Origin of the sequence: Cytobacillus kochii (assembly GCF_044790165.1) — a bacterium.
In the GTDB taxonomy this organism is placed as follows: Bacteria; Bacillota; Bacilli; order Bacillales; family Cytobacillaceae; genus Cytobacillus; species Cytobacillus kochii.
This window is the reverse complement of sequence record NZ_CP085254.1, coordinates 3,108,638-3,130,663: the sequence shown is the minus strand read 5'-3', so window position 1 is coordinate 3,130,663 and position 22,026 is coordinate 3,108,638. Positions and strand designations below refer to the sequence as shown.

Genomic DNA, 22,026 nt, shown 5'->3' with positions numbered 1-22,026 from the left:
TGTGTCCTTTCGGTTGAACATGCTTTTCTTAATTGTCTTTGTGTTGTTCTCTGTACTTATTTTTAGATTAGGGTTTGTTCAGATTGTCTACGGTGATGACTATAAACGAGAAATAGAACGAACAGAAGAAATCACTGTAAATAACCCTGTACCTAGGGGAAAGATGTTTGATAGTACAGGAAAGATTATTGTCGATAATATCCCGCAGAATGCCATTACATATACGAATAATGGAGCTAGTCAAGAGGAAATGCTTGATACTGCTGAGAAATTAGCGGAACTAATTGAAAAAGAGACAGAAAAAGTCACGGAACGAGATGAAAAAGATTATTGGATTATGATTAATCCTGATCGCGCGGATGAAAAGGTAACAGAGAAAGAAAAGCAAAATATTCGCGAGGACGAAGAAGCCGATTACGATAAAGATGTCTATCAATTAACATTAGATCGTATTACGGAAGAAGAATTGGATGAACTGACAGAAGACGACTTGGAAGTGCTGGCGATCTATCGAGAGTTCTCTAGTGGGTATGCCTTTACACCACAAGTTGTTAAAAATGATGGAGTAACTGCAAAGGAATTCGCCCTAGTAAGTGAAAATTTAGATTATCTTCCAGGGGTTGATACAACAACTGATTGGGACCGTTACTATGCTTTTGATAATACATTGAAATCTGTCCTTGGATCTGTTTCGTCTTCTGAAGAAGGTATTCCGAAAGAAATGCTTGATTACTATTTAGCAAGAGATTATTCAAGAAATGACCGTGTAGGTAAAAGTTATCTTGAATATCAATACGAAGAAGTCCTCCATGGTCAAAAAGCCAAAGTGAAAAATGTCACTGATAAAGGTGGTACGATTCTAGAAACGGTGACAATTTCAGAAGGGCAGCGGGGGAAAGATTTAGTATTAAGTGTCGATATGGATTTACAATTAGCAACAGAAAAAATCATTGAAGAAGAGTTGCGTGCGGCTAAACAAACTGGAGGAACCAGTCTTTTAGATAGAGCCTATGTCGTGTTAATGGATCCGTATAGCGGCGAAATCTTAACAATGGCTGGTAGAAGGCTTGTGAAAGATGAGGAAACAGGCCAAACAAGAATGACAGATGATGCATTAGGAAATATTACGACCACTTATAATGCCGGTTCCGTAGTCAAAGGGGCTACGATTCTTACGGGCTATAAGGAAGGCGTGATTCAGCCTGGTACAGTAATTAATGACCAGCCACTAAAAATTGCTGGTACACCTGTAAAAAAATCATGGAAAACGTTCGGACCAATTAGTGATTTGTATGCATTAAGGGTTTCATCCAATGTGTATATGTTTGAAACAGCCATTCGAATTGGAGGCGGCACATATCGCTATAATAAATCATTGCCGTTAGATCCTAAAGGGTTTGATACAATCAGAGAATCGTTTGCTCAGTTTGGTTTAGGCGTTAGAACAGGGATTGATCTACCAAATGAACAAACAGGATTTAAAGGAATGAGTCAACTCCCTGGATTTATGTTGGACTTAGTGATTGGACAGTATGATACGTACTCTAATATGCAGCTCGTGCAATATGTGTCCACGATTGCTAACGGCGGGAATAGAATGGAGCCTCATGTAGTAAAAGAAATTAGGGAACCTTTATTAGAAAATGAAGAATTAGGCCCTATTGTAGAAGAAATATCGCCGAAAGTTCTTAATAAACTTGATATGGATGCTTCTTGGATTGAACGTGTAAAAGAGGGCTTCCGTCAAGTTGCACAAGAACAACAAGGTACGGCACTATCCTTCTTTGGTGATAAAGAGTATGACCCTGCAGGTAAAACAGGTACAGCAGAGGCTTTCTATGATGGACCACTACGTAGCAATTATGATGAGCCACCTGAAGTAATGAATATCAGCTATGTTGGTTATGCACCTTCTGATAAACCAGAAGTGGCAATTGCGGTCATGGTCCCTTGGGCCTATGAAGGTGGAAGTGGCCATAAAGCAAATATGATTATTGCCGAACGCGTCATGGATGAATACTTTGAACTAAAAGAAGAACGTGCGAAAGAAGAAAGTAAGAAACCAGAAGATTTAACGAAGCAAGAAGTAATTGATGTTAACAAAGAAGAGGAAGAATAAGCTTGTGTGTTTTGAAAAACACAGGCATAACAGATATAAACTAACAATCAAACTCGGATTCACCCTTTTTTGAAGGATGAATCCGAGTTATTTTTATGCTTTTTGTTTTTAACATCAGTAATGAAAGAGGCAAAGAAGGCTGACAATCCTACACAACTACCTCTATATTTTCGTTCTTTTTACTAAGGAGTGCCTCGACTATTCCTATGTTTATTACCTCTGCGATTTACAGCATTGTTTGTTTGTAAGGTAATGTCACTCGATTCCTTAAAAATAAAAATGATATATGATTATCGCTGAATTTCACTTTACATTTCTTCACATTGGTTTACAGAATATTTACACGACATTTATTTCCTATTAACGTTTAGGTCTTATGATGGGTTTGTAGGACAAAACAACTGATTTTCTAGGGGGAATATTTCTAATGAAGAAACGATTCAAGTATGTGGCATCAACATTAATGATTGGTTCTGTTCTTGCTTTTACAACGGCATGTGGAGCAAATGGCGGTGCGAACAGTTCAAGTAATGGAGAGCAAACAACTAGTGAAGAAAATCAACAGTTACAAGGAGAAATCAAAATTGATGGCTCCTCTACAGTTTATCCTATTATGGAAGCTGTTGTTGAAGAATTCAGTATGGATCAGCCAGGCGTACAAGTATCAGTCGCTTCTTCTGGAACAGGTGGAGGATTTAAACAGTTTATAGCAGGAACAACGGATATCAGTAACGCATCGAGAGAAATTAAAGATGAAGAGAAAGCCCAGATTGAAGAAGCAGGAATTGAGTATTCAGAATTAAAGCTAGCCAACGATGGATTATCAATCGTTGTAAATAAAGAGAATGATTGGGTCGATTCACTTACTATCGAAGAATTGAAAGAATTATGGATCAATACGGGAGAAACAAAAAAATGGTCAGATATTAGACCAGAATGGCCAGATGAGGAAGTCAAATTTTATTCTCCAGGAACAGACTCCGGAACGTATGATTACTTTAATGAAATCATTCTGGAGGATGAGCCAATTGTCGAACAAGCGACACTATCAGAAGATGACAACATCCTTGTTCAAGGTGTAGCAGGGGACGAAAATGCCATTGGATTCTTTGGATTTGCTTATTATGTTGAGAATCAAGATAAGTTAAAAGTTGTTCCAATCGATGGTGGGAATGGTCCGGTAGAGCCGACTCATGACACGGTTGAATCAGGGGAGTATGCACCATTATCACGTCCTTTATATATCTACGTGAAAAATGATTCCCTAAAGAATGAAGAAACATATGAATTCGTTAAGTTCACATTAGAAAATGCGGGGGCACTTTCAGAAGATGTCGGTTATGTGAAATTAAAAGATGAAGAATATGAAACAGGGTTATCAACAATTGAAGATTTAAAATAAGTGTTTGAATGATGAAGAGAGATCATCATCGTAATGAAGGGGGGATCAACTATGAATATACAACAAGAAGAAAAAGCGTTTTCTGTGCAAGAACTTATACAACAAAAAAAATCTAAAAGTAAAAATAAACTGAAGTCAGAAAAGATTGTTCCAGTTATCTTATTATTAACTGCGATTGTGTCAGTATTAACGACGATTGGGATCGTTGTAACATTATTTGTGGAAACGACGACTTTTTTCAGTCACGTAAGTATCAAAGAATTTTTTACCGCACAAAAGTGGTATCCATTTTCTGAAACACAAGGCTCATATGGAATTCTACCGCTTATTTCAGGAACGTTAAAAGTTGCTCTTATAGCTGCAGTTGTGGCAGTCCCGATTGGTCTCGCTGTAGCTATTTTCTTGAGTGAGTATGCGAGTGATCGAACAAGGAGAGTTATTAAGCCTATTTTAGAAGTATTAGCAGGCGTACCTACTATCGTTTATGGGTTTTTTGCTCTCACTTTTGTGACACCAGTGCTTAGAGAAATGATCCCATCTCTGCAAATATTCAATGCGCTTAGCCCAGGGATTGTTATCGGGATTATGATTACACCGATGATTGCCTCATTATCAGAAGATGCCATGTCGTCTGTACCTAAAGTGATGAAAGAAGGGGCTTATGCATTAGGGGCAACAAAACTTGAAGTGGCCATTAAAATTGTTATACCTGCCGCTGTTTCAGGTATTGTTGCTTCTATTGTATTAGCAATTTCAAGAGCAATAGGTGAAACAATGATTGTCGCTGTTGCAGGAGGCTCCACGCCTAACTTGAGCTTTGACGTGACAAGTAGTATTCAAACTATGACGGCTTATATTGTCCAAGTCAGTCAGGGAGATGCTGGATATGGCACGACCATCTATTATAGTATCTACGCAGTTGGATTTACATTGTTTATTTTCACCTTGTTCATGAATATGCTCGCCCAATTCATCTCCAAGCGCTTTAGGGAGGAATACTAGTATGAAATTAATTAATCATGATCAAGTACTAAAGAAAATGTCACCACGAAAATGGAAAAATTCCGTTTTTAAAGGTTTGTTCATGTTGGCGACTGCGTTTGCATTAGTGGTTCTTGCGATATTATTGTATCGCATTATCACTCAAGGAATTGGTTATTTAGACTGGCAGTTCTTGCAATCTTTACCTTCACGTGATCCAGAACAAGCGGGTATTAAAACAGCTTTAATAGGGACCATTTGGTTAATGGGTGTTGTTGCCCCTGTGACGCTTATACTTGGTGTAGGAACAGCCATTTACTTAGAGGAGTATGCGAGTAAAAATAAGTTTACCTCACTGATTCAGATTAATATATCTAACTTAGCAGGTGTCCCGTCGATTGTTTTTGGATTATTAGGATTAACGGTTTTTGTGAGAGCATTAACTTTAGGAACAAGTGTATTGGCCGCAGGCTTAACGATGAGTTTACTCGTATTACCAATCATAATCGTCGCGTCTCAAGAGGCGATTCGAAGTGTACCGATGGAATTAAGAGAAGCGTCATTTGGAATGGGAGCTAATAAATGGCAAACAATTGTAAGGGTGGTTATGCCGGCTGCATTACCTGGCATATTAACAGGAGCAATTTTAGCTCTCTCTAGAGCAATCGGGGAAACGGCACCATTAGTAGTGCTTGGTTTACCACTTTTCTTAGCGTTTTTACCTCAATCTGTTTTCGATATGTTTACTGTCTTACCAATGCAAATCTATAACTGGACGAGTAGACCGCAAGAAGAGTTTCATGCCGTTGCAGCGGGGGGCATTATTGTATTACTAGTAATGTTAATTGTGATGAATTCTATTGCTGTGTTGATCAGAAATAAATTCCAAAAAAGGTATTAAACGAGGAGTGGAGAATATGAGTACATTGGTTGCACCCAAAAAAGAAGCCGCCGATTCACTTGACAACTATAAAAATCTTAATGACAACAATAAAGTTTATCAAACAAAAGAATTAAATTTATGGTATGGAAGTAATCATGCATTAAAACAAATCAATTTAGATATTTATGAAAATGAAGTAACTGCGATTATCGGTCCATCAGGATGTGGTAAATCGACTTATATTAAAGCGTTGAACCGAATGATTGAAATGGTACCATCAGTAAAAACATCGGGAGAAATTCAATATCGTGGACGTAATATTTTTGATAAACGTTATGGTGTTGAAGAATTAAGAACAAAAGTGGGTATGGTGTTCCAAAAGCCGAATCCTTTTCCTAAATCTATCTATGAAAATGTTGTTTATGGTCCGAGAATTCATGGTATAAGAGATAAGAAAGTCCTGAATCAAATTGTTGAAAAAAGTTTAAAAGGGGCAGCGCTTTGGGATGAGGTAAAAGATAGATTGCAGGATAACGCTTATGGTTTATCAGGTGGTCAACAGCAAAGACTATGTATTGCAAGATGTTTGGCGATAGAGCCGGATGTTATTCTCATGGATGAACCTACCTCAGCGTTAGACCCGATTTCAACATTAAAGGTAGAAGAGCTTGTACAGGTATTAAAAAAAGAATATAGTATCATCATAGTGACTCATAATATGCAACAAGCAGCTAGGATATCTGACCGGACGGCCTTTTTCTTAAACGGTGAAGTTGTAGAGTTTGCAGAAACAGATAAAATCTTTTCTAATCCAACTGATAAGAGAACGGAAGATTATATTACCGGTAGATTCGGCTAATTAAGTAAAGGAGACTGATTATTTTGCCAGTACGAGAGAAGTTTGATGAAGAATTAGCAGTATTAAGAGGAAAATTATTAGACTTAGGTCATTTTGCTGAAGATGCCCTTTCTTTATCGATTCAGGCACTTGAGAATCATGATATTGAATTAGCTCTAGAGATCATGGAAAATGACAAAAAGGCAAACATATTGTACGAAGAAATTAATGACTATGCCATTTTATTAATTGCGAAACAACAACCAGTAGCTATTGACTTGCGAAGAATTATTGTCGCAATAAAGATAGCAACGGATATTGAGAGAATTGCTGATTTTGCTGTTAATATAGCTAAATCAGCTATTAGAATTGGGAAAGAAGACCATGTGAAACCAATTGTTCATATTAAACAAATGCATGCGATTTGTTTAACGATGTTAAACGATTCATTAACTGCTTTCAATGAAGAAAATCTAAAAAAAGCAAAAGCCGTTGCTGACATGGATGATGAAGTGGATGATTTATATGGGCAAACGATTGTTGATTTACTAAGAATAAGTGGGGAACAATCTGAGCGAATTCCGCAAATTACTCAATTATCTTTTGTTTGTAGATATTTAGAACGTGCAGCAGATCATGTCACAAACATTTCTGAGCATATCTTCTATTTAGTGAAAGGTAAGCAATTTGATTTGAATGATTGATAAAGTAACGAACCTCTTTCATCATAGAGGTTCGTTATTTTTATATAATAAGAACATGAATGTGAATCTTATTTATTTAATTTAATATTAGTTACTGATCCAACCACCGTCAACGACCAATTCTATTCCATTAACAAATTTAGATTCATCTGAAGCAAGATATAAGTATGCATTTGCAATATCCATTGACTCTCCAGCATAAGGAGGTAATGGAGCTAAACCTTTATAGTTCTCTCCCATTTCTTCTTGTGTTTTAATTCCAGCTTTCTCAACCATACCTGTAAAGATTGCACCAGGATGTACGGAATTCACTCGGATGTTATCTTTTCCAAACCACTGAGCACCATGTTTAGTAAGTGCTCTAACTGCGCCTTTTGATGCACTGTACGCTGCGCCTTGTGCATCAGCGACTCCGCCCACAATTGCTGCAATGGAAGATGTATTAATAATTGACCCTTTGCCATTCTGTTGCATATAAGGTATAACGGATTTCATTCCAAGCCATACACCGGTTGTATTAATGGCCATCACTTTATTCCAATCATCTAATTCTGCTTCTAAAATTCCTTTTGCCATATGAATTCCTGCATTATTGACTAAAATATCAATTTTACCGTATTTTTCTATTGTCGTTTGAACGACATTTAACCATGATTCTTGGCTTGAAACATCTAATTTTAAGGCAATGGCTTCTCCACCATTATCAATAATCTCCGCAACCTTCACTTTTAAAGCATCTTCAACTATATCAGTTGCTACAACCTGAGCGCCTTCTTTTGCGAAAATTTGTGCACCTGCCAAACCCATTCCGCTAGCAGCACCAGTGATAATAGCCACTTTTCCATTTAATCTACCCATATAAAAGTCCCCTTTAAATAATTATAGAATATAGCTTTTAAACATTGTTGTAATCGATTACAATACCACTATAATTATTTTTGTTTTCTTTAACAACCAACAAAAAAGTATATATTTGTTGGGGTTACACGGAGAGGTGGCTAAGTTAATGAGTAAAAATCTAATGACTGAACAAAGGATTAAAGATGCTCTGGTTACATTATTACTACTAAAACCATTTCATAAAATTACAATAACTGACTTAACAACTACTGCAAATATTAATCGAAGCACCTATTATTACCATTACTATAGGAAAGAAGAAGTTCTAAAAGAAGTGATGAACGAAGCAATTGGGGACTTAATCGACAAGATGGAAAATAGTACTTTAAATCAACGAGATTATGAAATTGACCAAAGTGTTTTACCTTCTACAAAAGAATTATTTAACCATATATTTAAATATAGACATTATTATAAGTCACTATTACAAAGTGATGTTTCTTATACATTTGAAAATAAGTTTATAAAAGCACTTAAGCAATATGTTCGAAATATTCAAATAGACTTTGGAGGAAATGATAAGTTTGTGATAGATCATCAATTATATACAAATTACCAGGCGTATACAGTTTTGGGGCTTATTAAGCATTGGATTGATACAGAGTTTGAAGAATCGCCCATTTATTTATCTGAACAACTAACATCTTTATTGCATGTAAAGGTAAATTCCGTATCATTTACTAGCAAAGGGAAATAAAGAAGTAGGAACTTTTTGTGACAAGCATACTCTTTTATTTAATAGATCAAGCGGGGGAATTGAGTGTCAATTTCTAAAAGAACTGATGTATTGAACGAAGTTCCGTAATCGTAACTATATTCTTCGGTAATTTAATAATAAAAAGGCTGTAATTAACTCTATTTTAAGAGTGTAATTGCAGCCAAGTAAGAAATATGGAGATAGAGGTTCGTTTTTTATGATTTGCTAAATAAATCAGCAAGCTCTTTATAAGACTGTTGATTATTCACTTGATATGTACCAACACGTAGCTTCTGACTATAATTGAATTCTTTTAAAAAGCTAGTAAAGTCCTCACTATATTCGATAATGCCTGCCTCTTCAAGTTGCTGCGCAATCTCTTGCGGAAGCATACCGCTCTCGATTTTAATTTCTGTTGTAATGGTAGTCTCTTCTTTAGGTACTTCTTCCTGTTGTTTATCAAGTTCTAATTTTTCTTCAATGAGTTTATCGATCTCATCATCCGTCAAAACATGAAAACCTTGTTCTTTTACATAAGCCTGAGCCGTTGTCTTATCAATCATTTGCTTGTTCTCTTCATTCATAAGCATATAACCAATAAGAAGAATGAAGGCGGTACAAAAAACACCAGCTGAAAAGCCTCTTAAAACATATTTATTCATACCTTTTCACCTTTAAGTTGACTAGCTGTGATAATGGCCAATACTTCATCTTCTAATAAAGAAGATTGCTTAGCGATTTGCTCTGTGGAAAGTCCCTGCTTATGAAGTAAAAGTACCTGATTTTTTATAATATCATGAACTTCCTTCTTCTTAGGTCTAGATAACCCAGTGTCATTCGGAAGTTTGATTTCGTCTATCAGTAATTCTTCTTCTAACAGCTTTAATTTTTTCTTTATTTGATACGTTTCTTTTACATGTTGGATAGATAGTTGGTCAATCTCATCCTTTAAGGAACGGTAAGGATCTTTAAGAAAAAAGGATAAAATAAATAGCAGTAAAGCGATAACTAATAAAACAGCAAATATATATATAATGATTCTCACCTCAAAGCTTTAATATCAAAGTTATTCTACCATAAATATCGACAAGTCGTGCTAACTTTGAAGAATCTCCTATAGAATTTGTCGAGTAAGTGTTCATAGTTTCTGTCGAATGAATGAAGAAATAAGTCGGTGAAGAAAAAATGCTTATCATAATAACAAGTGTAGCGATAGATAGCATAAACCGACAAAATCTGTTTATTGTGGGCTTGGCCATTCAGTGCTAACATTAATGTATAGAATAATCTGACAAGGAGAATGGTTCGAAAAATGGAAAGTAAACAGAATCACATGATACATTCGTCAGGATTATTACCTTTAAAAACTGAAATTATCAACAAAGATATTTATATTAGTTGGAAGGTTAGGCAAGAAAAGTATGACATCCTCTCGCTCTACTACAACAAAGATATAAGAAGCTGCTTACAGGTAATTCAGCTTCAATCATACAGTAAAAATCATTCCGATCTATATGAGTTTTTTATTCCACCATACCAATCGATGAGGATCATTAGAACCGCCATTAAAACAGAATATCACTCTTACCGCATCTCTCTTTGTTTGAAACTAATGGATGACAATTACCTCCCTTTACTTACTACTGAGATAGGTAGTGGAGCGGGAACTGTCAAGTTATCATCAGAAATAAATGCTGACTGGATCCATCAAGTGTGTGGGTATAGTTATTATGAAGTGAAGCAATGATGGGGAGTATTCTACTGTTAACTTGGGAATACCCACCGTATATTGTTGGTGGCCTTGGTCGCCATGTAAGTGAATTAGCCAGATCACTCGCACAAGAAAAGGTGTCCGTTCATGTGCTAACAGTGAAAAGGGATGAAGTTGACGAAGAATTTGAAGTGCAAAATAATGTAGTCATTCATCGTGTAGCACCGCTTATGCAAACGGGATCATTTCTTCATTGGGTTGCTTCGGTGAATTTAGCAATGGAAGAGAAAGCAAGAGCTTTGATTGAGCAAAATGATATAGATATGATTCATGCCCATGATTGGATAGTTGCAGCGAGCAGCATCATTTTAAAAAGGCGAATGGATATACCGCTTATCGCTACTATTCATTCGACTGAGGCAGGTAGACATAATGGAATTCATACAGAGAGTCAAGGCTTTATCGATAGACAAGAAAAATTATTAATGGCATATGCTGATCACCTTGTAGTTTGTAGTCATTTTATGAGAAATGAGTTACTACATAAATACCAACAGCCATCTTCGACCATTTCCATCATTCCAAATGGCGTAAGTAAGCCGAAGAAAAAAGATAGGAACCTACAATTTCATTTTGCCCAACATAGACCATACCTCTTTTCGCTGGGGAGGATGGTAGAAGAGAAGGGGTTCGATATTCTTATCGCACTTGCTGAAAAGTTAAAGAGAAAAAATACAAACTTAAAAATCATTGTCGCTGGGGAAGGTCCGTTATTATCGTATTACAGACAAAAAGTTCGTGCTAAACAAATCGATGAATGGATTCAATTTATTGGTTTTGTTGACGAATATGAGCGTGACAACTGGATGGCATATGCTAGCTTAGCTATTTTCCCTAGTTTGTACGAACCATTTGGAATAGTTGCTTTAGAAGCGATGGCAGCTGGACTACCAGTAGTTTTAGCTAAAACTGGCGGGTTCATTGAAATGATTATTGAAAATGAGTCGGGGGTTTTTTTCGATCCTCTAGATGTAGTAAATCTTGAAAGAAAAATAGATTCTCTACTTTCAGAACCTAACTTTAGAAGCCAAATCGTCAGTGCAGCTCAAAAAAGAATCAAGACAGAATTTAGCTGGCAATCGGTAGCGAAACAAACGTTAAAGGTGTATAGAAATCACGGACGAGTCAATAAATTCCAAAGAAAAGGTGATTAAAGTGAAAATAATTGAGCAAACGCCTTACACAACTGAATATTGGAATCAGTCGAATCAGGAAAACTTATTGCATCAAACGTTAGGTATCGCCGTTGGTAAAAGTGTTTATTGGATTGAAATGAATGATATGGCGGAAGGAAGAGAACATCAAGTAGAAGGTTTATCGATACGTACAGAAAAGCTGAGAATCGGTCATCATATTTCTATGTTAAATTTCAACATTTACAATGAACTATCTACGAGTAAAGAGATAAAAGTACTAATGGCGCATAGTAATCCAAGAGAGTGTGACTACCAGATTTCTTTTATATCTCCGATTGAACACTTGATATATCATATGATCGATCGCCAATTATTCTTAGTGAATGGTCATTTGAACGGGGTGAAAATGAAGGAAAACACAGTGATGCAACAAGCACAAGTGGAAAATAACAAAATATGGTCATATGGCAAAGGCGGAAAACAAACATTATCATACAATCCAATAGGAAAAGGAAAGGTAGTTAGTTTATGTGGGGATACAGTTAAAATAACAGGAAAATCTGCTATTGACGGACAAGCTTGGTCAATTACAGATGATTGTCAAAAACAGCTTTTACAAGTAAATCAAACACTTTTAAAAAAACATACTAGCATTTCAAACTAAAAAGTGATATTATATAAAAGTCGTATGAAACGAACTAGTGCTTAGTAGTTTGGAGGGAAATGACATGCGTGTAAATATTACGTTAGCTTGCACAGAATGCGGAGATCGTAACTATATTTCTAAAAAAAATAAAAGAAACAATCCAGATCGTCTTGAGCTGAAAAAATACTGCCCAAGAGAAAAGCGTTCTACAACACACCGTGAGACAAAATAAGCAGTAGGTAGATTCCTGCTGCTTTTTTTGTCTCTTTTTTTATGGTTTCATACAGGGGTGATGCCGGGAAAGGTTCGAGAGGTCAAATTACGAGCAATGGTTGTTACTTCATATGTTTAGATTGGAACTAATATTTTTATAAGACAAGTGTGTTTTTTATAAATAGAGGTATAGGAGAGTTAAATGGTGGATAAAAAACAACTGAGAAAGATGATTATGCAACAATTAACAGAAATGCCTAGTGAACAATATATATCACAATCAGAAAAATTAGCATCGCAATTATTCCTCACATCTCATTGGCAACAATCCAAAGTAGTTGCCCTTACAATATCACGCTTTCCAGAAGTCGATACTTTTCCAATTATTAATAAGGCTTGGTCAGAAGGAAAACAAGTGGCTATTCCAAAATGCTTACCAAAAACGAGGGAAATGGATTTCAGGATTTTTTCAAGTTATGACAACCTAGAAGTCGTTTATTCTGGATTACAAGAACCAGTAGTAGACAAAACAAAGAGTGTTCGGCCTTGTGAAATTGATTTATTAATAGTTCCAGGCGTTGCTTATACATTAAAGGGTGATCGTATTGGTTTTGGAGGCGGGTATTATGATCGTTATTTAGTGGATTATAACGGCTTTACACTTTCATTAGCTTTCCAAGAGCAAGTGGTTAATAATATACCAATAGATCATCATGATTTACCTGTTCAAAAGATTATTACAATAATGGAGTGAAAGAATTGATATTTATTTTTCTTGTACTCATTGCCGCCTTTTTAGGCTATCTCCTTCAACTTCTTACAATGTCAGGCACCATAGCAGCAATTGTTGTGGGTGTATTGATTAACTTAGGTTTTGGATGGAAGGGACTGCTGCTTCTTGGCTTCTTTTTCACTAGTTCAAGCTTATTGTCTAAATACAAGAAAAAGCAGAAGCAACAAATCGAAGCACGCCATGAAAAAGGGTCTACTAGAGATTGGCAGCAAGTGGTTGCTAATGGTGGGTTACCTGCATTATTTAGTGTGCTTTTTATTATTTTTCCTTCTCCCCTTTTTTTTATTGCTTTTACGATAACCATTGCGAGTGCGAATTCAGATACTTGGGCCTCAGAGATAGGTTCTTTAAGTAAAAGAAGACCTTTGTCAATTAGGTATTTTAAGCAGGTAGAACCTGGTACTTCAGGAGCAATGAGTTTTCTCGGAACCTTTGCTGCAATAATGGGTTCCTTCTCTATTGCTATTATTGCTATGTTGTCCTATTCATTATCTTTTTCCACCCTGTTTATTATATTTGTCTTTGGTTTCCTCGGAAATATCTTGGATACCTTATTAGGTGCCTTCATACAGGTAACCTATCGTTGTCCGTCTTGTGAGATGGTGGTCGAATCGAAATGGCATTGTAATCGTAAAACGGTATATATGAGCGGTAACACAATAGTTAATAATGACCTTGTTAACCTTTCATCGTGTGCTCTTGCGAGTATATTAGGTGTTTTGTTCTTTGTGACTGTAGCAGGTGGATAATTGCAGAGAATGATTCGCATAATAGTGATAGACAGGAGGGAATGAAATGGGAAAAATAATGACTTTGATACTGTTTGTATTGTCAGGTGTTTTCATTTATCAGTATCGTTATCGCCTAGTTGGTCTTTTAGCGAGACAAAATTTTATCATTGCTACCGTATTAAATTGCCCTTTTTTAAGAGAGAGAGCAATGAAGCTAGTTTTTCCTCAACCACAATATAATGATGAACGTTTATAACAATGTTACTTTTTGGCCCTGTTTATATAAGGGCTTTTTATTTTGTTAAAAAGAAACATTGACTATAATAAGATATATAACTGTAAGGATGTGAGAAAACAGTGCATAGTAAGGAAGCTTATTTATTTTGGTCATTGGCCAATCATCTGCTACATCAAGAAGAATATCGCTTCATTCAGCTTTCTGAAAAACAAGATGAACTCTGGATTGAGAAGTTAGAGAATAAACAGACAAAAATCATTCGTTTGCTAAGGAAGGATTTAGATTGGAGTAACTGGTTACAAAGAGATATAGAATCAGTTGCCTTTAATGGTGAGCGTATTCGAAAACAAGTAAGGCATAGAGAAATGACTGTCCTCAATATATATATTTCACCATTTGTACCTGTTGACGATTATGAGGATAAGCTTAATAAGCCCTTTCAGCATTCTAAACTGGAGAAGACAACGGTTGAATCTGTCATTATGACTATGGATAGTCTAGAAGAGGTAGCTAAACAGCTGCAGCAACACTTTATGAAACCTCTTCTCTTCTTAGAAGAACCATCTGATGATATTGATGAACAAGTAATCGAAAACTTAAAAAAACAGACATTATGGCTAGCAGCAAATAAAGCGAAAGAAGAAAAAGAGGTTTTTAATCAAGGTAAGCCCATATTTACATATCTATTTATTGTGCTACAAGTCCTAGCTTTTCTTTGGCTGGAGTGGAAAGGTGGAAGTACAAATACCTCGGTGCTGATTGAAAGTGGAGCAAAATATAATCCACTTATTTTGGCAGGTGAGTGGTGGCGTTTTTTTACACCGATCATTTTACATATTGGTTTCCTGCATTTATTGATGAATACTCTTGCTCTTTTTTATTTAGGCTCTGCTGTTGAACGAATAATGGGCAATACAAGGTTTATAGTTATTTACTTGTTATCTGGTTTTATGGGTTCATTGCTTAGTTTTATTACTAGTCCCAACGTATCAGCTGGAGCGAGCGGAGCGATATTTGGCTGTTTTGGAGCGTTGTTTTTCTTTGGAATATTGAAACCCAAATTATTTTTCCGCACAATGGGTATGAACATTATCATTGTTCTTGTGTTTAACCTTGCATTAGGCTTTATGATACCAGGAATTGATAACGCTGGTCATATTGGTGGTTTAATTGGCGGGTTCTTAGCAACGGGAATCGTTCTTTTGCCTAAGAAGAGAAACAGGATTGCTCAACTATTGATAGCTTGTTTCACGGCTCTTCTCATAAGTGGAGGACTCTATTATGGCTTTCACTTCCCTAATGATCAAACACAAGAAGAGATGGCTTTGATTGAAGCACAAACTTATTTAGAAAAAGAAAATTACTCAATGATGATTAAAGAGCTTACTCCGTTTGATAAAGAAGGTGCAACCGCACAAACTTATTTTTTATTGTCCTATGCGGAAATTCAAATAGGGGAAACAGAGAAAGCGAAGCGTCATTTGCATCTTGCTATTGAAGTAAACGAACAATTCCATGAAGCTTACTATAATCTTTCCTTATTATATTTAAGGGAAGGCCATACGGATGAAGCGAAAAAGTATCTTGATCAAGCTGTAGAATTACACGACTCAGAAGACTATCGGCAGCTACAAGACAATTTAAATGAAAACAAATAAGATATTTCGACAGGAAGGGAATATTTCCTAGGAAATTCTACATCTTTTCTTAGAAACTTAAAAAACTTGTTGTTTAACATAAAGTAAAAGGAATCAACCTCTTAGGAGGGTATGATTCCTTTTTAGTATGTCTATGATGTTTGTTAGGAATATATTTGAGAGGTGAACTCATGGAAACAAACAAACATCATAAAGTATCTAAGGAATTGATTAACAATACATCATATTTAAAAGAAGCATTAGCAGTCGGAAAAAACTTTGATGTGTTACAAATAGATGTGGAATATACTGGGATTGACATGGCGATCTATTTGGTTGATGGCTTTGCTAAAGATGATATTATGAATCGGTTAATGGAATTTCTTGCTCAGCTTGGAAGAGAACAATTAGAAGAGGATACTGTTCCGAAGCTAATGAAGAGATATATCCCTTATATCGAAATTGCTACAGAAAGTGATCTGGATGCAATTGTTGATGCTGTATTAGCTGGTCAAACGGCATTGGTCATTGATGGAGCAGATGAAGCGATATTAATTGATACAAGGACTTACCCGGCCCGCGGCCCAGAAGAGCCTGATATTGAAAGGGTTGTAAGAGGCGCAAGGGATGGCTATGTTGAAACATTAGTTTTTAATACAGCACTAACGAGGAGGCGCGTAAGAGATCGGACGTTAAGAATGGAGTATTTACAAATCGGTAGACGCTCAAAAACTGATATTGTCATTACATATATTGAAGATATTGCAGACCCTGAGTTGGTCAATAAAATAAAAGATAGTGTATCTAAAATTGATACAGATGGCTTACCGATGGCCGAGAAGACAATTGAAGAATATATTTCTGGTCAGCATTGGAATCCTTATCCGATGGTTAGGTATACAGAGAGACCGGACACAGCAGCTTCGCATTTATTTGAGGGTCATGTATGTATCATTGTGGATGGTTCACCGAGTGTGATTATAACCCCGACTACGTTCTGGCATCATTTGCAGCATGCAGAGGAATATCGAAACAAACCGATTATTGGTGCTTATTTAAAATTCGTTCGCTTTATTTCTGTATGGGCTTCGTTGTTCCTTTTACCTATTTGGTTCTTATTTGCTGCAAATCCAAGTTTATTACCAGATTCCCTATCATTTATAGGACCAGAGGAGGCAGGGAAAATCCCTTTGATTTTGCAAATCTTAATTATTGAGGTAGGTATTGATATGCTGAGGATGGCCTCCATTCATACCCCCTCGAGTCTTGCTACTGCTCTCGGCTTAGTAGCGGCACTCATGATTGGTGATTTGGCTGTTTCAGTTGGCTTATTTACAAGTGAGGTCGTTCTTTATTTTGCCATTGTAGCAATTGGTACGTTTGCAACACCAAGTTACGAATTAGGATTAGCTAATCGAATTGTCCGTATTGTATTATTATTACTGACAAGTGTATTTCATATGTATGGTTTTATCATCGGTATTACACTATTTGTCATTTGGTTATCTAAAATGAAGTCTTTCGGCGTCCCTTATTTATGGCCGTTTATTCCCTTTAACCTAAGAGCCTTTAGAGATGTCCTTTTACGTTCACCAATGCCTTTGAAAAATAGACGTCCGAGAATGTTGCATCCGAAAGATCCAGATAGATAAATGATCACTTTTCTTTTGATCGTTAGAATTACTCTTTCTCTCATGTTTTAATGATTGAGGAAGAGTTTTTTTTCGTTTATACTTTGCTTTATGAAAGAAAGAATCGAGGGAATGAATGTGAAAAGTTTTTATGATGTACAACAGTTGTTAAAAGCATATGGTGCCATTATTTATATGGGTGAACGTTTATTGGATATTGAAATGATGGAGCTTGAAGTGAGTGAATTATATAAAGCAAAAATAATTGAAGTAGATACCTATCGAGATGCTTTATTAGTCTTAAGGGCTGAGAGAGAAAAAGAGAGAAAGAAAACAAGAGAATAGTTGCTCATTACTTCTCTAGGGGGTGTTGTTTTGTTTGTTGGTGTGGATATAGGGGGTACAACAATTAAATTTGCTTTTGTTAACGAGAATGGCGACATTCACTTAAAATGGCAAGAAAAGACGAAGCAGAATTATACAGACAACAGTTTAGCAGAGCAAATAACCACTTCAATTGAACATCATAGAAAGAGGGCGCAAATAAAAAAAGAGCAGATTTTATCTGTTGGAGTCGGTGCCCCAGGACCGGTAGATAGCAAAAATGGAATTTTACTTTCAGCAACAAATATAAATTTGTCACCTCATTACCGCTTACAAAAAGAACTATCAGATTACATGGCGCTTCCAGTGATATTAGAAAATGATGCCAACTGTGCAGTGTTAGGCGAACGCTGGGTTGGTAGCGGAATTGGCTACAAAGACATTGTACTTTTAACAATTGGTACTGGTATCGGTGGTGGCATTATTAGTAATGGTCAGTTAACGCGTGGGAATGGTGGTTCTGCTGGTGAAATAGGCCATATCAAGGCCGTATCTTCTTATGGCGTGCGATGTAATTGTGGAAAATGGGGTTGTCTTGAAACGATTGCCTCAGCTACTGGAATAGTACGTGTGGCTAAAGAAATCATTGATTCTAACAAGAACACATTATTAGTTGACCATTTATCAGTTCAGAATATCTTTCACTTTGCAGGTAAGAATGACATAGTTGCTAAGGAAGTGGTTCAAAGAACAATGAAGCCATTAGGCATTGCCTTAGCGAATGTAGCAGCAATACTAAACCCTGAGGTGATTATAATCGGTGGCGGGGTTTCTCAAGCCGGTAAATTATTGCTAGAGCCATTACAATCCTATTATGACGAAAACTTATTTCCTGAGATGCGAGGGTCTACTTTATTGAAACTAGCTACTTTAGGGAATGATGCAGGAGTAGTAGGTGCCGCCTGGAGTGCAAAGCAATTAATAATAGGATAAGGTTTCTGTAATAGTGAGTAAGTCATCTTTTCTTCTCATTCATCATATGTATGAACTGATGGAGAGGAGGATAAAAGGTGAAGATTAAAGTTAGGTCAGGTGATTCTTTATGGTACTACAGTCAGCTGTTTATGGTTCCGATTAATTTAGTCATTGATAGCAATCCACAAGTGGACCCTTCCTCATTGCAGATTGGCCAAAGCATTCAAATTCCTGGCTTTCATACATCTACTATTCAACTTCAAAAAGGTGATTCACTATGGCAAATAGCATCAAAGAATAATCTCCCTGTCGATGCATTGCTTTTATTGAATCAGCAGTTACAGCCTCAAAATCTACAAGTAAATCAAACAGTCCTAGTGCCAACAAGAGTGATTATGCCTTTAATGGATAGGAAAAAAAGTTATAGTTTTAAAACTTTGCAAGACGACCTCAAACAATTAAAAGAAGTTTATCCATTTATAAAAATAAATGAGATTGGTTATTCGGTGACAGGCAAGCCTTTATATGAGATAAGAATCGGTACGGGTGAAAAGCAGGTCCATTATAATGCGTCATTTCATGCCAATGAATGGATTACGACGCCTGTCCTTATGTCTTTAATAAATGCCTACTTGTTATCTATGACTAATGCGAAACCTTTAAGGGGAATTGAGACTTTACCTTATTATAGTCGTGTTGAGTTATCGGTTGTTCCAATGGTCAATCCTGATGGAGTTGACTTGGTTTTAGGGGGACCGCCAGAAGGCTACAAAGAAGAAATATTAGCAATTAATGAACAAAAAGATGATTTTTCCCTATGGAAGGCGAATATTAGAGGAGTAGATTTGAATAAACAATATCCCGCAAATTGGGAATATGAAAAAGAAAGAAAGCCAGATGTTCCGTCATCTCGAGACTTTCCTGGATATGAACCGTTATCCGAGCCTGAAGCGATAGCGATGGCCAATCTTGTTGAGAATAATAACTTCAGCTTATTATTAGCTTTCCACACACAAGGTGAAGAATTTTACTGGGGATACGAAGGACTTGAACCGCCTGATTCAAAAGTCATTGCAGATGAATTTGAACGAGTAAGCGGTTATCGTTCCGTTCAGTATGTGGATAGTTTCGCTGGGTTTAGAGATTGGTTTATTAAAGAGTATCGACGGCCAGGCTTTACGATGGAACTGGGAAAAGGAGTAAACCCACTGCCATTATCACAGTATGAAGACATGTATGAAGAAATGCTTGGTGTCTTTTTAGCTTCACTTTATCTTTAATAAAAAATAGTTGTTGCTTGTATTTCCTCCATAATCAGTATAAAATTTACTATTGATTACAATGTTTTTGGGAATTAATTAGGAAGAATTTCGTAGGGAGCGAAGAAAAGCCGGAAACGGCTTTTTCTCGCGTCTATTCAGATAAAAGTGCGCTAGAATGAAGCTAGATTGGAATTCGATGGGGGGCAAGCCAAGTTTATGAAGCACAAAGCGGAACACCAAGATTATATGCTCATATTGCTTTTATTTTTTTCCACAATGATTATAGCTGGCTGTCAAGTGAATGAAACAGGTGATAAGCCACCTGTTAAAGAAACGAATATGACAGAGAAGCAAACTTCAAAACAATCAATTATTATACCTCTTGCTGTTTCAGAATCTGATCAAATTTTCTTCTTTGGCTGGTTAGATGCCAAGCACTTATTATTCCTCAATCACAAAGATGAAACATTGAACAAAATCTTTAAATATAATATTTATACCGGAGAACAAGAGTTGTTTTTTGAAGGTGAGGCACCAATTAATAATGTCTATATTAGCCCAGATCAACAATATATATTTGTCCAGACTGAACCAAGTAATCAAAAATGGCGTATTGCTATAGTGGATCATAAAGGTGATTACATATTGCAGGAGTTAATAGATGGCACCGAACTAGCTGTTTCTTGGAATCAATATGATCCGACAAAGTTATTGGTTTCGAGTTTTGCCGAGGACTGGTCTTACACTTCTTATTTGATATCAGCTGAAACAAAAAATATGGAACATATATCTATAGCGGAGCCGTTTGTCCATTGGTTAAGTCCTGATTCATTTGTGTATTTGGACTGGAGTACGGTTGGACCTTCAATTGTGACGGAGTTAAAAGAACAAAAGAAGACAGGAACGGCGGAAGTGAAGAAAGAAAATGTGTATTTTGTTGATACATTCAATGATTTAATGATGACCATTGGTGTAAACGAAAATCATGATGAAGAGGCACGATACACATTTATGAATAATGACTTTGAATCGGTGTTATCTTTTTCAGTTCCTCATTTAACAAGCTTTTCCGGTTGGATGGTTCCACAATATGCCATGCTGGATAAAGAGTTTTTCTACTTTAAGCCGGAGTACAGTACAGATGCAGATACGTATCGGGGTAGCTTTGATTTCATGGCTACAGATTTGGAAACGGGAGAACAGACCGTATTATTAGAAGATATGGACAACGAACCTCTTTCCTGTTCTAATAAAGCCAATGCCTGTTTATATGGTCATTATTTAGATAAAGTCATTTTATTAGATGAGAAAGAAGTCATTTCACTTATAAAATCTTGAGCAGATAAATTTTCTTCGCTCTTTATTTTGTGCATACTAATATTGATATTTAAAGGAGATGAAATGATGGCAATAGTAGACGTAACAATTATTCCAATAGGAACGGAGAGTCCAAGTGTATCAGCTTATGTAGCAGATATTCAAAAGGTTTTAAAGGAATATAAAGATGCTGGGAAAATTGATTACCAATTGACACCGATGAATACACTCATTGAAGGAGAATTACCAGTGTTATTCGAGGTTGTCCAAGCAATGCATGAAGTTCCATTTGAAAAAGGACTTGCGCGAGTGGCAACAAATATTCGCATTGATGACCGTAGAGATGTAAAACGTCAGATGGCGGATAAAGTTAAACGAGTAGAATCATTGTTACAAGAGGATGAATGATAAATAAAAAGTCTGCCCTTAATGAGGCAGACTTTTTATTTACATCCCCTTTTAATGGACAGCTGGGAATCCGCTATGAATTAATGTCATCACAGCAAACCATCCGAAAACGGCAGCTGTCCCGAAAGCGAATACAATCCCTAGGAGATTTTTGTTTCGTAGTGCACTGATTAGACCGAAAATTGCTAAAATAGCTGTTAAACCAGTAATAATTACTAGTCCCATGTTTATAGCCCCCTTTTCATTCAATCAACAAATGAGTCTATGCTCATTCCTTGCAAAGGTTTGGAACCGTATGTAATACTTATTTTTACATTCACATCATATTTTATACTTTTTTTCAAATTTTGTCGAGGTATATTCTACGAACTTTTCAGATAATAACATTTTAAGGAAGATACATCAAGTCCATTAACCATG

The 22,026-nt window shown here is 36.3% G+C and carries 25 protein-coding genes; 21 read left to right on the top strand and 4 right to left on the bottom strand.

Annotated elements, in window-relative coordinates; translation table 11 throughout:
* The first annotated feature begins 19 nt into the window (after window positions 1-19).
* The 6 genes from LG276_RS16025 (at window position 20) to phoU (ending at window position 6,927) form a co-directional block, all read left to right on the top strand.
* On the top strand, window positions 20-2,119 hold the full coding sequence (locus LG276_RS16025; RefSeq protein ID WP_224936202.1) for a penicillin-binding protein 2: 2,100 nt from the start codon (window positions 20-22) through the stop codon (window positions 2,117-2,119).
* A 427-nt stretch (window positions 2,120-2,546) separates the two neighbouring features.
* Window positions 2,547-3,521, top strand: a complete 975-nt coding sequence (locus tag LG276_RS16020) for a PstS family phosphate ABC transporter substrate-binding protein (protein WP_224935965.1) — start codon at window positions 2,547-2,549, stop codon at window positions 3,519-3,521.
* Window positions 3,522-3,572: 51 nt separating this feature from the next.
* Entirely contained in the window at window positions 3,573-4,523 is a 951-nt protein-coding gene (gene pstC / locus LG276_RS16015; RefSeq protein ID WP_095372558.1) for a phosphate ABC transporter permease subunit PstC, read from the top strand.
* A gap of 1 nt (window position 4,524) precedes the next feature.
* A complete protein-coding gene (gene pstA / locus LG276_RS16010) occupies window positions 4,525-5,403 on the top strand; it encodes a phosphate ABC transporter permease PstA (RefSeq protein ID WP_224935967.1) in 879 nt (292 codons plus the stop codon).
* Window positions 5,404-5,428: 25 nt separating this feature from the next.
* A complete protein-coding gene (pstB, locus tag LG276_RS16005; RefSeq protein ID WP_370873266.1) occupies window positions 5,429-6,244 on the top strand; it encodes a phosphate ABC transporter ATP-binding protein PstB in 816 nt (271 codons plus the stop codon).
* Window positions 6,245-6,267: 23 nt separating this feature from the next.
* The gene (gene phoU, locus LG276_RS16000) at window positions 6,268-6,927 is read left to right on the top strand and encodes a phosphate signaling complex protein PhoU (RefSeq protein ID WP_404292318.1); all 660 of its coding nucleotides are present in this window, start codon (window positions 6,268-6,270) and stop codon (window positions 6,925-6,927) included.
* An 87-nt stretch (window positions 6,928-7,014) separates the two neighbouring features.
* On the opposite strand, the gene LG276_RS15995 is transcribed toward phoU, so the two are convergent.
* Window positions 7,015-7,785: an SDR family NAD(P)-dependent oxidoreductase gene (locus LG276_RS15995; RefSeq protein ID WP_404292316.1), complete on the bottom strand. Its 771-nt coding sequence runs from the start codon at window positions 7,783-7,785 to the stop codon at window positions 7,015-7,017.
* Between the two features lie 148 nt (window positions 7,786-7,933).
* Between LG276_RS15995 and LG276_RS15990 the strand changes: the two genes are divergently transcribed.
* Window positions 7,934-8,524, top strand: a complete 591-nt coding sequence (locus LG276_RS15990; protein ID WP_341106682.1) for a TetR/AcrR family transcriptional regulator — start codon at window positions 7,934-7,936, stop codon at window positions 8,522-8,524.
* Between the two features lie 215 nt (window positions 8,525-8,739).
* On the opposite strand, the gene LG276_RS15985 is transcribed toward LG276_RS15990, so the two are convergent.
* Window positions 8,740-9,186, bottom strand: coding sequence for a hypothetical protein (locus LG276_RS15985; protein ID WP_341106684.1), 447 nt, complete (start codon window positions 9,184-9,186; stop codon window positions 8,740-8,742).
* Window positions 9,183-9,569: a hypothetical protein gene (locus tag LG276_RS15980; protein ID WP_308937068.1), complete on the bottom strand. Its 387-nt coding sequence runs from the start codon at window positions 9,567-9,569 to the stop codon at window positions 9,183-9,185. Before LG276_RS15980 ends, LG276_RS15985 begins: the two co-directional genes overlap by 4 nt.
* 267 nt (window positions 9,570-9,836) lie before the next feature.
* Here LG276_RS15980 and LG276_RS15975 point away from each other — a divergent pair, with 267 nt between their 5' ends.
* The 14 genes from LG276_RS15975 (at window position 9,837) to LG276_RS15910 (ending at window position 21,606) form a co-directional block, all read left to right on the top strand.
* Window positions 9,837-10,271 (top strand): hypothetical protein, encoded by a 435-nt coding sequence (locus LG276_RS15975; RefSeq protein WP_404292314.1) that lies wholly within the window; start codon window positions 9,837-9,839, stop codon window positions 10,269-10,271.
* On the top strand, window positions 10,271-11,449 hold the full coding sequence (locus tag LG276_RS15970; RefSeq protein ID WP_341106688.1) for a glycosyltransferase family 4 protein: 1,179 nt from the start codon (window positions 10,271-10,273) through the stop codon (window positions 11,447-11,449). The genes LG276_RS15975 and LG276_RS15970 overlap by 1 nt, the downstream gene beginning before the upstream one ends.
* Window position 11,450: 1 nt before the next feature.
* The gene (locus LG276_RS15965; RefSeq protein ID WP_289434143.1) at window positions 11,451-12,095 is read left to right on the top strand and encodes a hypothetical protein; all 645 of its coding nucleotides are present in this window, start codon (window positions 11,451-11,453) and stop codon (window positions 12,093-12,095) included.
* Between the two features lie 64 nt (window positions 12,096-12,159).
* Window positions 12,160-12,309, top strand: a complete 150-nt coding sequence (gene rpmG / locus LG276_RS15960; RefSeq protein ID WP_057771568.1) for a 50S ribosomal protein L33 — start codon at window positions 12,160-12,162, stop codon at window positions 12,307-12,309.
* A 183-nt stretch (window positions 12,310-12,492) separates the two neighbouring features.
* Window positions 12,493-13,044 carry a 5-formyltetrahydrofolate cyclo-ligase gene (locus LG276_RS15955; protein ID WP_341106690.1) on the top strand — a complete coding sequence of 184 codons (552 nt, stop codon included), beginning with the start codon at window positions 12,493-12,495 and terminating at the stop codon, window positions 13,042-13,044.
* Window positions 13,041-13,832 (top strand): DUF92 domain-containing protein, encoded by a 792-nt coding sequence (locus tag LG276_RS15950; RefSeq protein WP_404292311.1) that lies wholly within the window; start codon window positions 13,041-13,043, stop codon window positions 13,830-13,832. Before LG276_RS15955 ends, LG276_RS15950 begins: the two co-directional genes overlap by 4 nt.
* Window positions 13,833-13,878: 46 nt before the next feature.
* Complete coding sequence (locus tag LG276_RS15945) at window positions 13,879-14,070, top strand: hypothetical protein (protein WP_224935977.1); 192 nt, start codon at window positions 13,879-13,881, stop codon at window positions 14,068-14,070.
* Window positions 14,071-14,171: 101 nt separating this feature from the next.
* Entirely contained in the window at window positions 14,172-15,710 is a 1,539-nt protein-coding gene (locus tag LG276_RS15940) for a rhomboid family intramembrane serine protease (protein ID WP_404292309.1), read from the top strand.
* 170 nt (window positions 15,711-15,880) lie between these two features.
* On the top strand, window positions 15,881-17,341 hold the full coding sequence (locus tag LG276_RS15935; protein WP_224935979.1) for a spore germination protein: 1,461 nt from the start codon (window positions 15,881-15,883) through the stop codon (window positions 17,339-17,341).
* 117 nt (window positions 17,342-17,458) lie between these two features.
* Window positions 17,459-17,665: a YqgQ family protein gene (locus tag LG276_RS15930; protein WP_224935980.1), complete on the top strand. Its 207-nt coding sequence runs from the start codon at window positions 17,459-17,461 to the stop codon at window positions 17,663-17,665.
* Between the two features lie 30 nt (window positions 17,666-17,695).
* Window positions 17,696-18,637 carry an ROK family glucokinase gene (locus LG276_RS15925; RefSeq protein ID WP_251161985.1) on the top strand — a complete coding sequence of 314 codons (942 nt, stop codon included), beginning with the start codon at window positions 17,696-17,698 and terminating at the stop codon, window positions 18,635-18,637.
* A gap of 77 nt (window positions 18,638-18,714) precedes the next feature.
* Entirely contained in the window at window positions 18,715-19,899 is a 1,185-nt protein-coding gene (locus tag LG276_RS15920) for a M14 family metallopeptidase (protein WP_251161984.1), read from the top strand.
* A 198-nt stretch (window positions 19,900-20,097) separates the two neighbouring features.
* Window positions 20,098-21,219 carry a hypothetical protein gene (locus LG276_RS15915; protein WP_341106702.1) on the top strand — a complete coding sequence of 374 codons (1,122 nt, stop codon included), beginning with the start codon at window positions 20,098-20,100 and terminating at the stop codon, window positions 21,217-21,219.
* Between the two features lie 66 nt (window positions 21,220-21,285).
* Window positions 21,286-21,606, top strand: coding sequence for an MTH1187 family thiamine-binding protein (locus LG276_RS15910; protein ID WP_251161982.1), 321 nt, complete (start codon window positions 21,286-21,288; stop codon window positions 21,604-21,606).
* Between the two features lie 51 nt (window positions 21,607-21,657).
* Here LG276_RS15910 and LG276_RS15905 read toward each other — a convergent pair whose 3' ends face one another.
* Window positions 21,658-21,831, bottom strand: coding sequence for a DUF2759 domain-containing protein (locus LG276_RS15905; RefSeq protein WP_095372578.1), 174 nt, complete (start codon window positions 21,829-21,831; stop codon window positions 21,658-21,660).
* Window positions 21,832-22,026: the final 195 nt, after the last annotated feature.

Bases quoted from the DNA above. Each gene is read 5' to 3' on its own strand.
- LG276_RS15945 (WP_224935977.1), top strand. From the start codon at position 13,879: ATGGGAAAAATAATGACTTTGATACTGTTTGTATTGTCAGGTGTTTTC.
- LG276_RS16025 (WP_224936202.1), top strand. From the start codon at position 20: ATGCTTTTCTTAATTGTCTTTGTGTTGTTCTCTGTACTTATTTTTAGA.
- pstA (WP_224935967.1), top strand. From the start codon at position 4,525: ATGAAATTAATTAATCATGATCAAGTACTAAAGAAAATGTCACCACGA.
- LG276_RS16020 (WP_224935965.1), top strand. From the start codon at position 2,547: ATGAAGAAACGATTCAAGTATGTGGCATCAACATTAATGATTGGTTCT.
- LG276_RS15985 (WP_341106684.1), bottom strand. From the start codon at position 9,186: ATGAATAAATATGTTTTAAGAGGCTTTTCAGCTGGTGTTTTTTGTACC.
- LG276_RS15995 (WP_404292316.1), bottom strand. From the start codon at position 7,785: ATGGGTAGATTAAATGGAAAAGTGGCTATTATCACTGGTGCTGCTAGC.
- LG276_RS15955 (WP_341106690.1), top strand. From the start codon at position 12,493: ATGGTGGATAAAAAACAACTGAGAAAGATGATTATGCAACAATTAACA.
- LG276_RS15990 (WP_341106682.1), top strand. From the start codon at position 7,934: ATGAGTAAAAATCTAATGACTGAACAAAGGATTAAAGATGCTCTGGTT.
- rpmG (WP_057771568.1), top strand. From the start codon at position 12,160: ATGCGTGTAAATATTACGTTAGCTTGCACAGAATGCGGAGATCGTAAC.
- LG276_RS15905 (WP_095372578.1), bottom strand. From the start codon at position 21,831: ATGGGACTAGTAATTATTACTGGTTTAACAGCTATTTTAGCAATTTTC.
- LG276_RS15975 (WP_404292314.1), top strand. From the start codon at position 9,837: ATGGAAAGTAAACAGAATCACATGATACATTCGTCAGGATTATTACCT.
- LG276_RS15970 (WP_341106688.1), top strand. From the start codon at position 10,271: ATGGGGAGTATTCTACTGTTAACTTGGGAATACCCACCGTATATTGTT.
- LG276_RS15915 (WP_341106702.1), top strand. From the start codon at position 20,098: ATGAAGCACAAAGCGGAACACCAAGATTATATGCTCATATTGCTTTTA.
- LG276_RS15935 (WP_224935979.1), top strand. From the start codon at position 15,881: ATGGAAACAAACAAACATCATAAAGTATCTAAGGAATTGATTAACAAT.
- pstC (WP_095372558.1), top strand. From the start codon at position 3,573: ATGAATATACAACAAGAAGAAAAAGCGTTTTCTGTGCAAGAACTTATA.
- LG276_RS15910 (WP_251161982.1), top strand. From the start codon at position 21,286: ATGGCAATAGTAGACGTAACAATTATTCCAATAGGAACGGAGAGTCCA.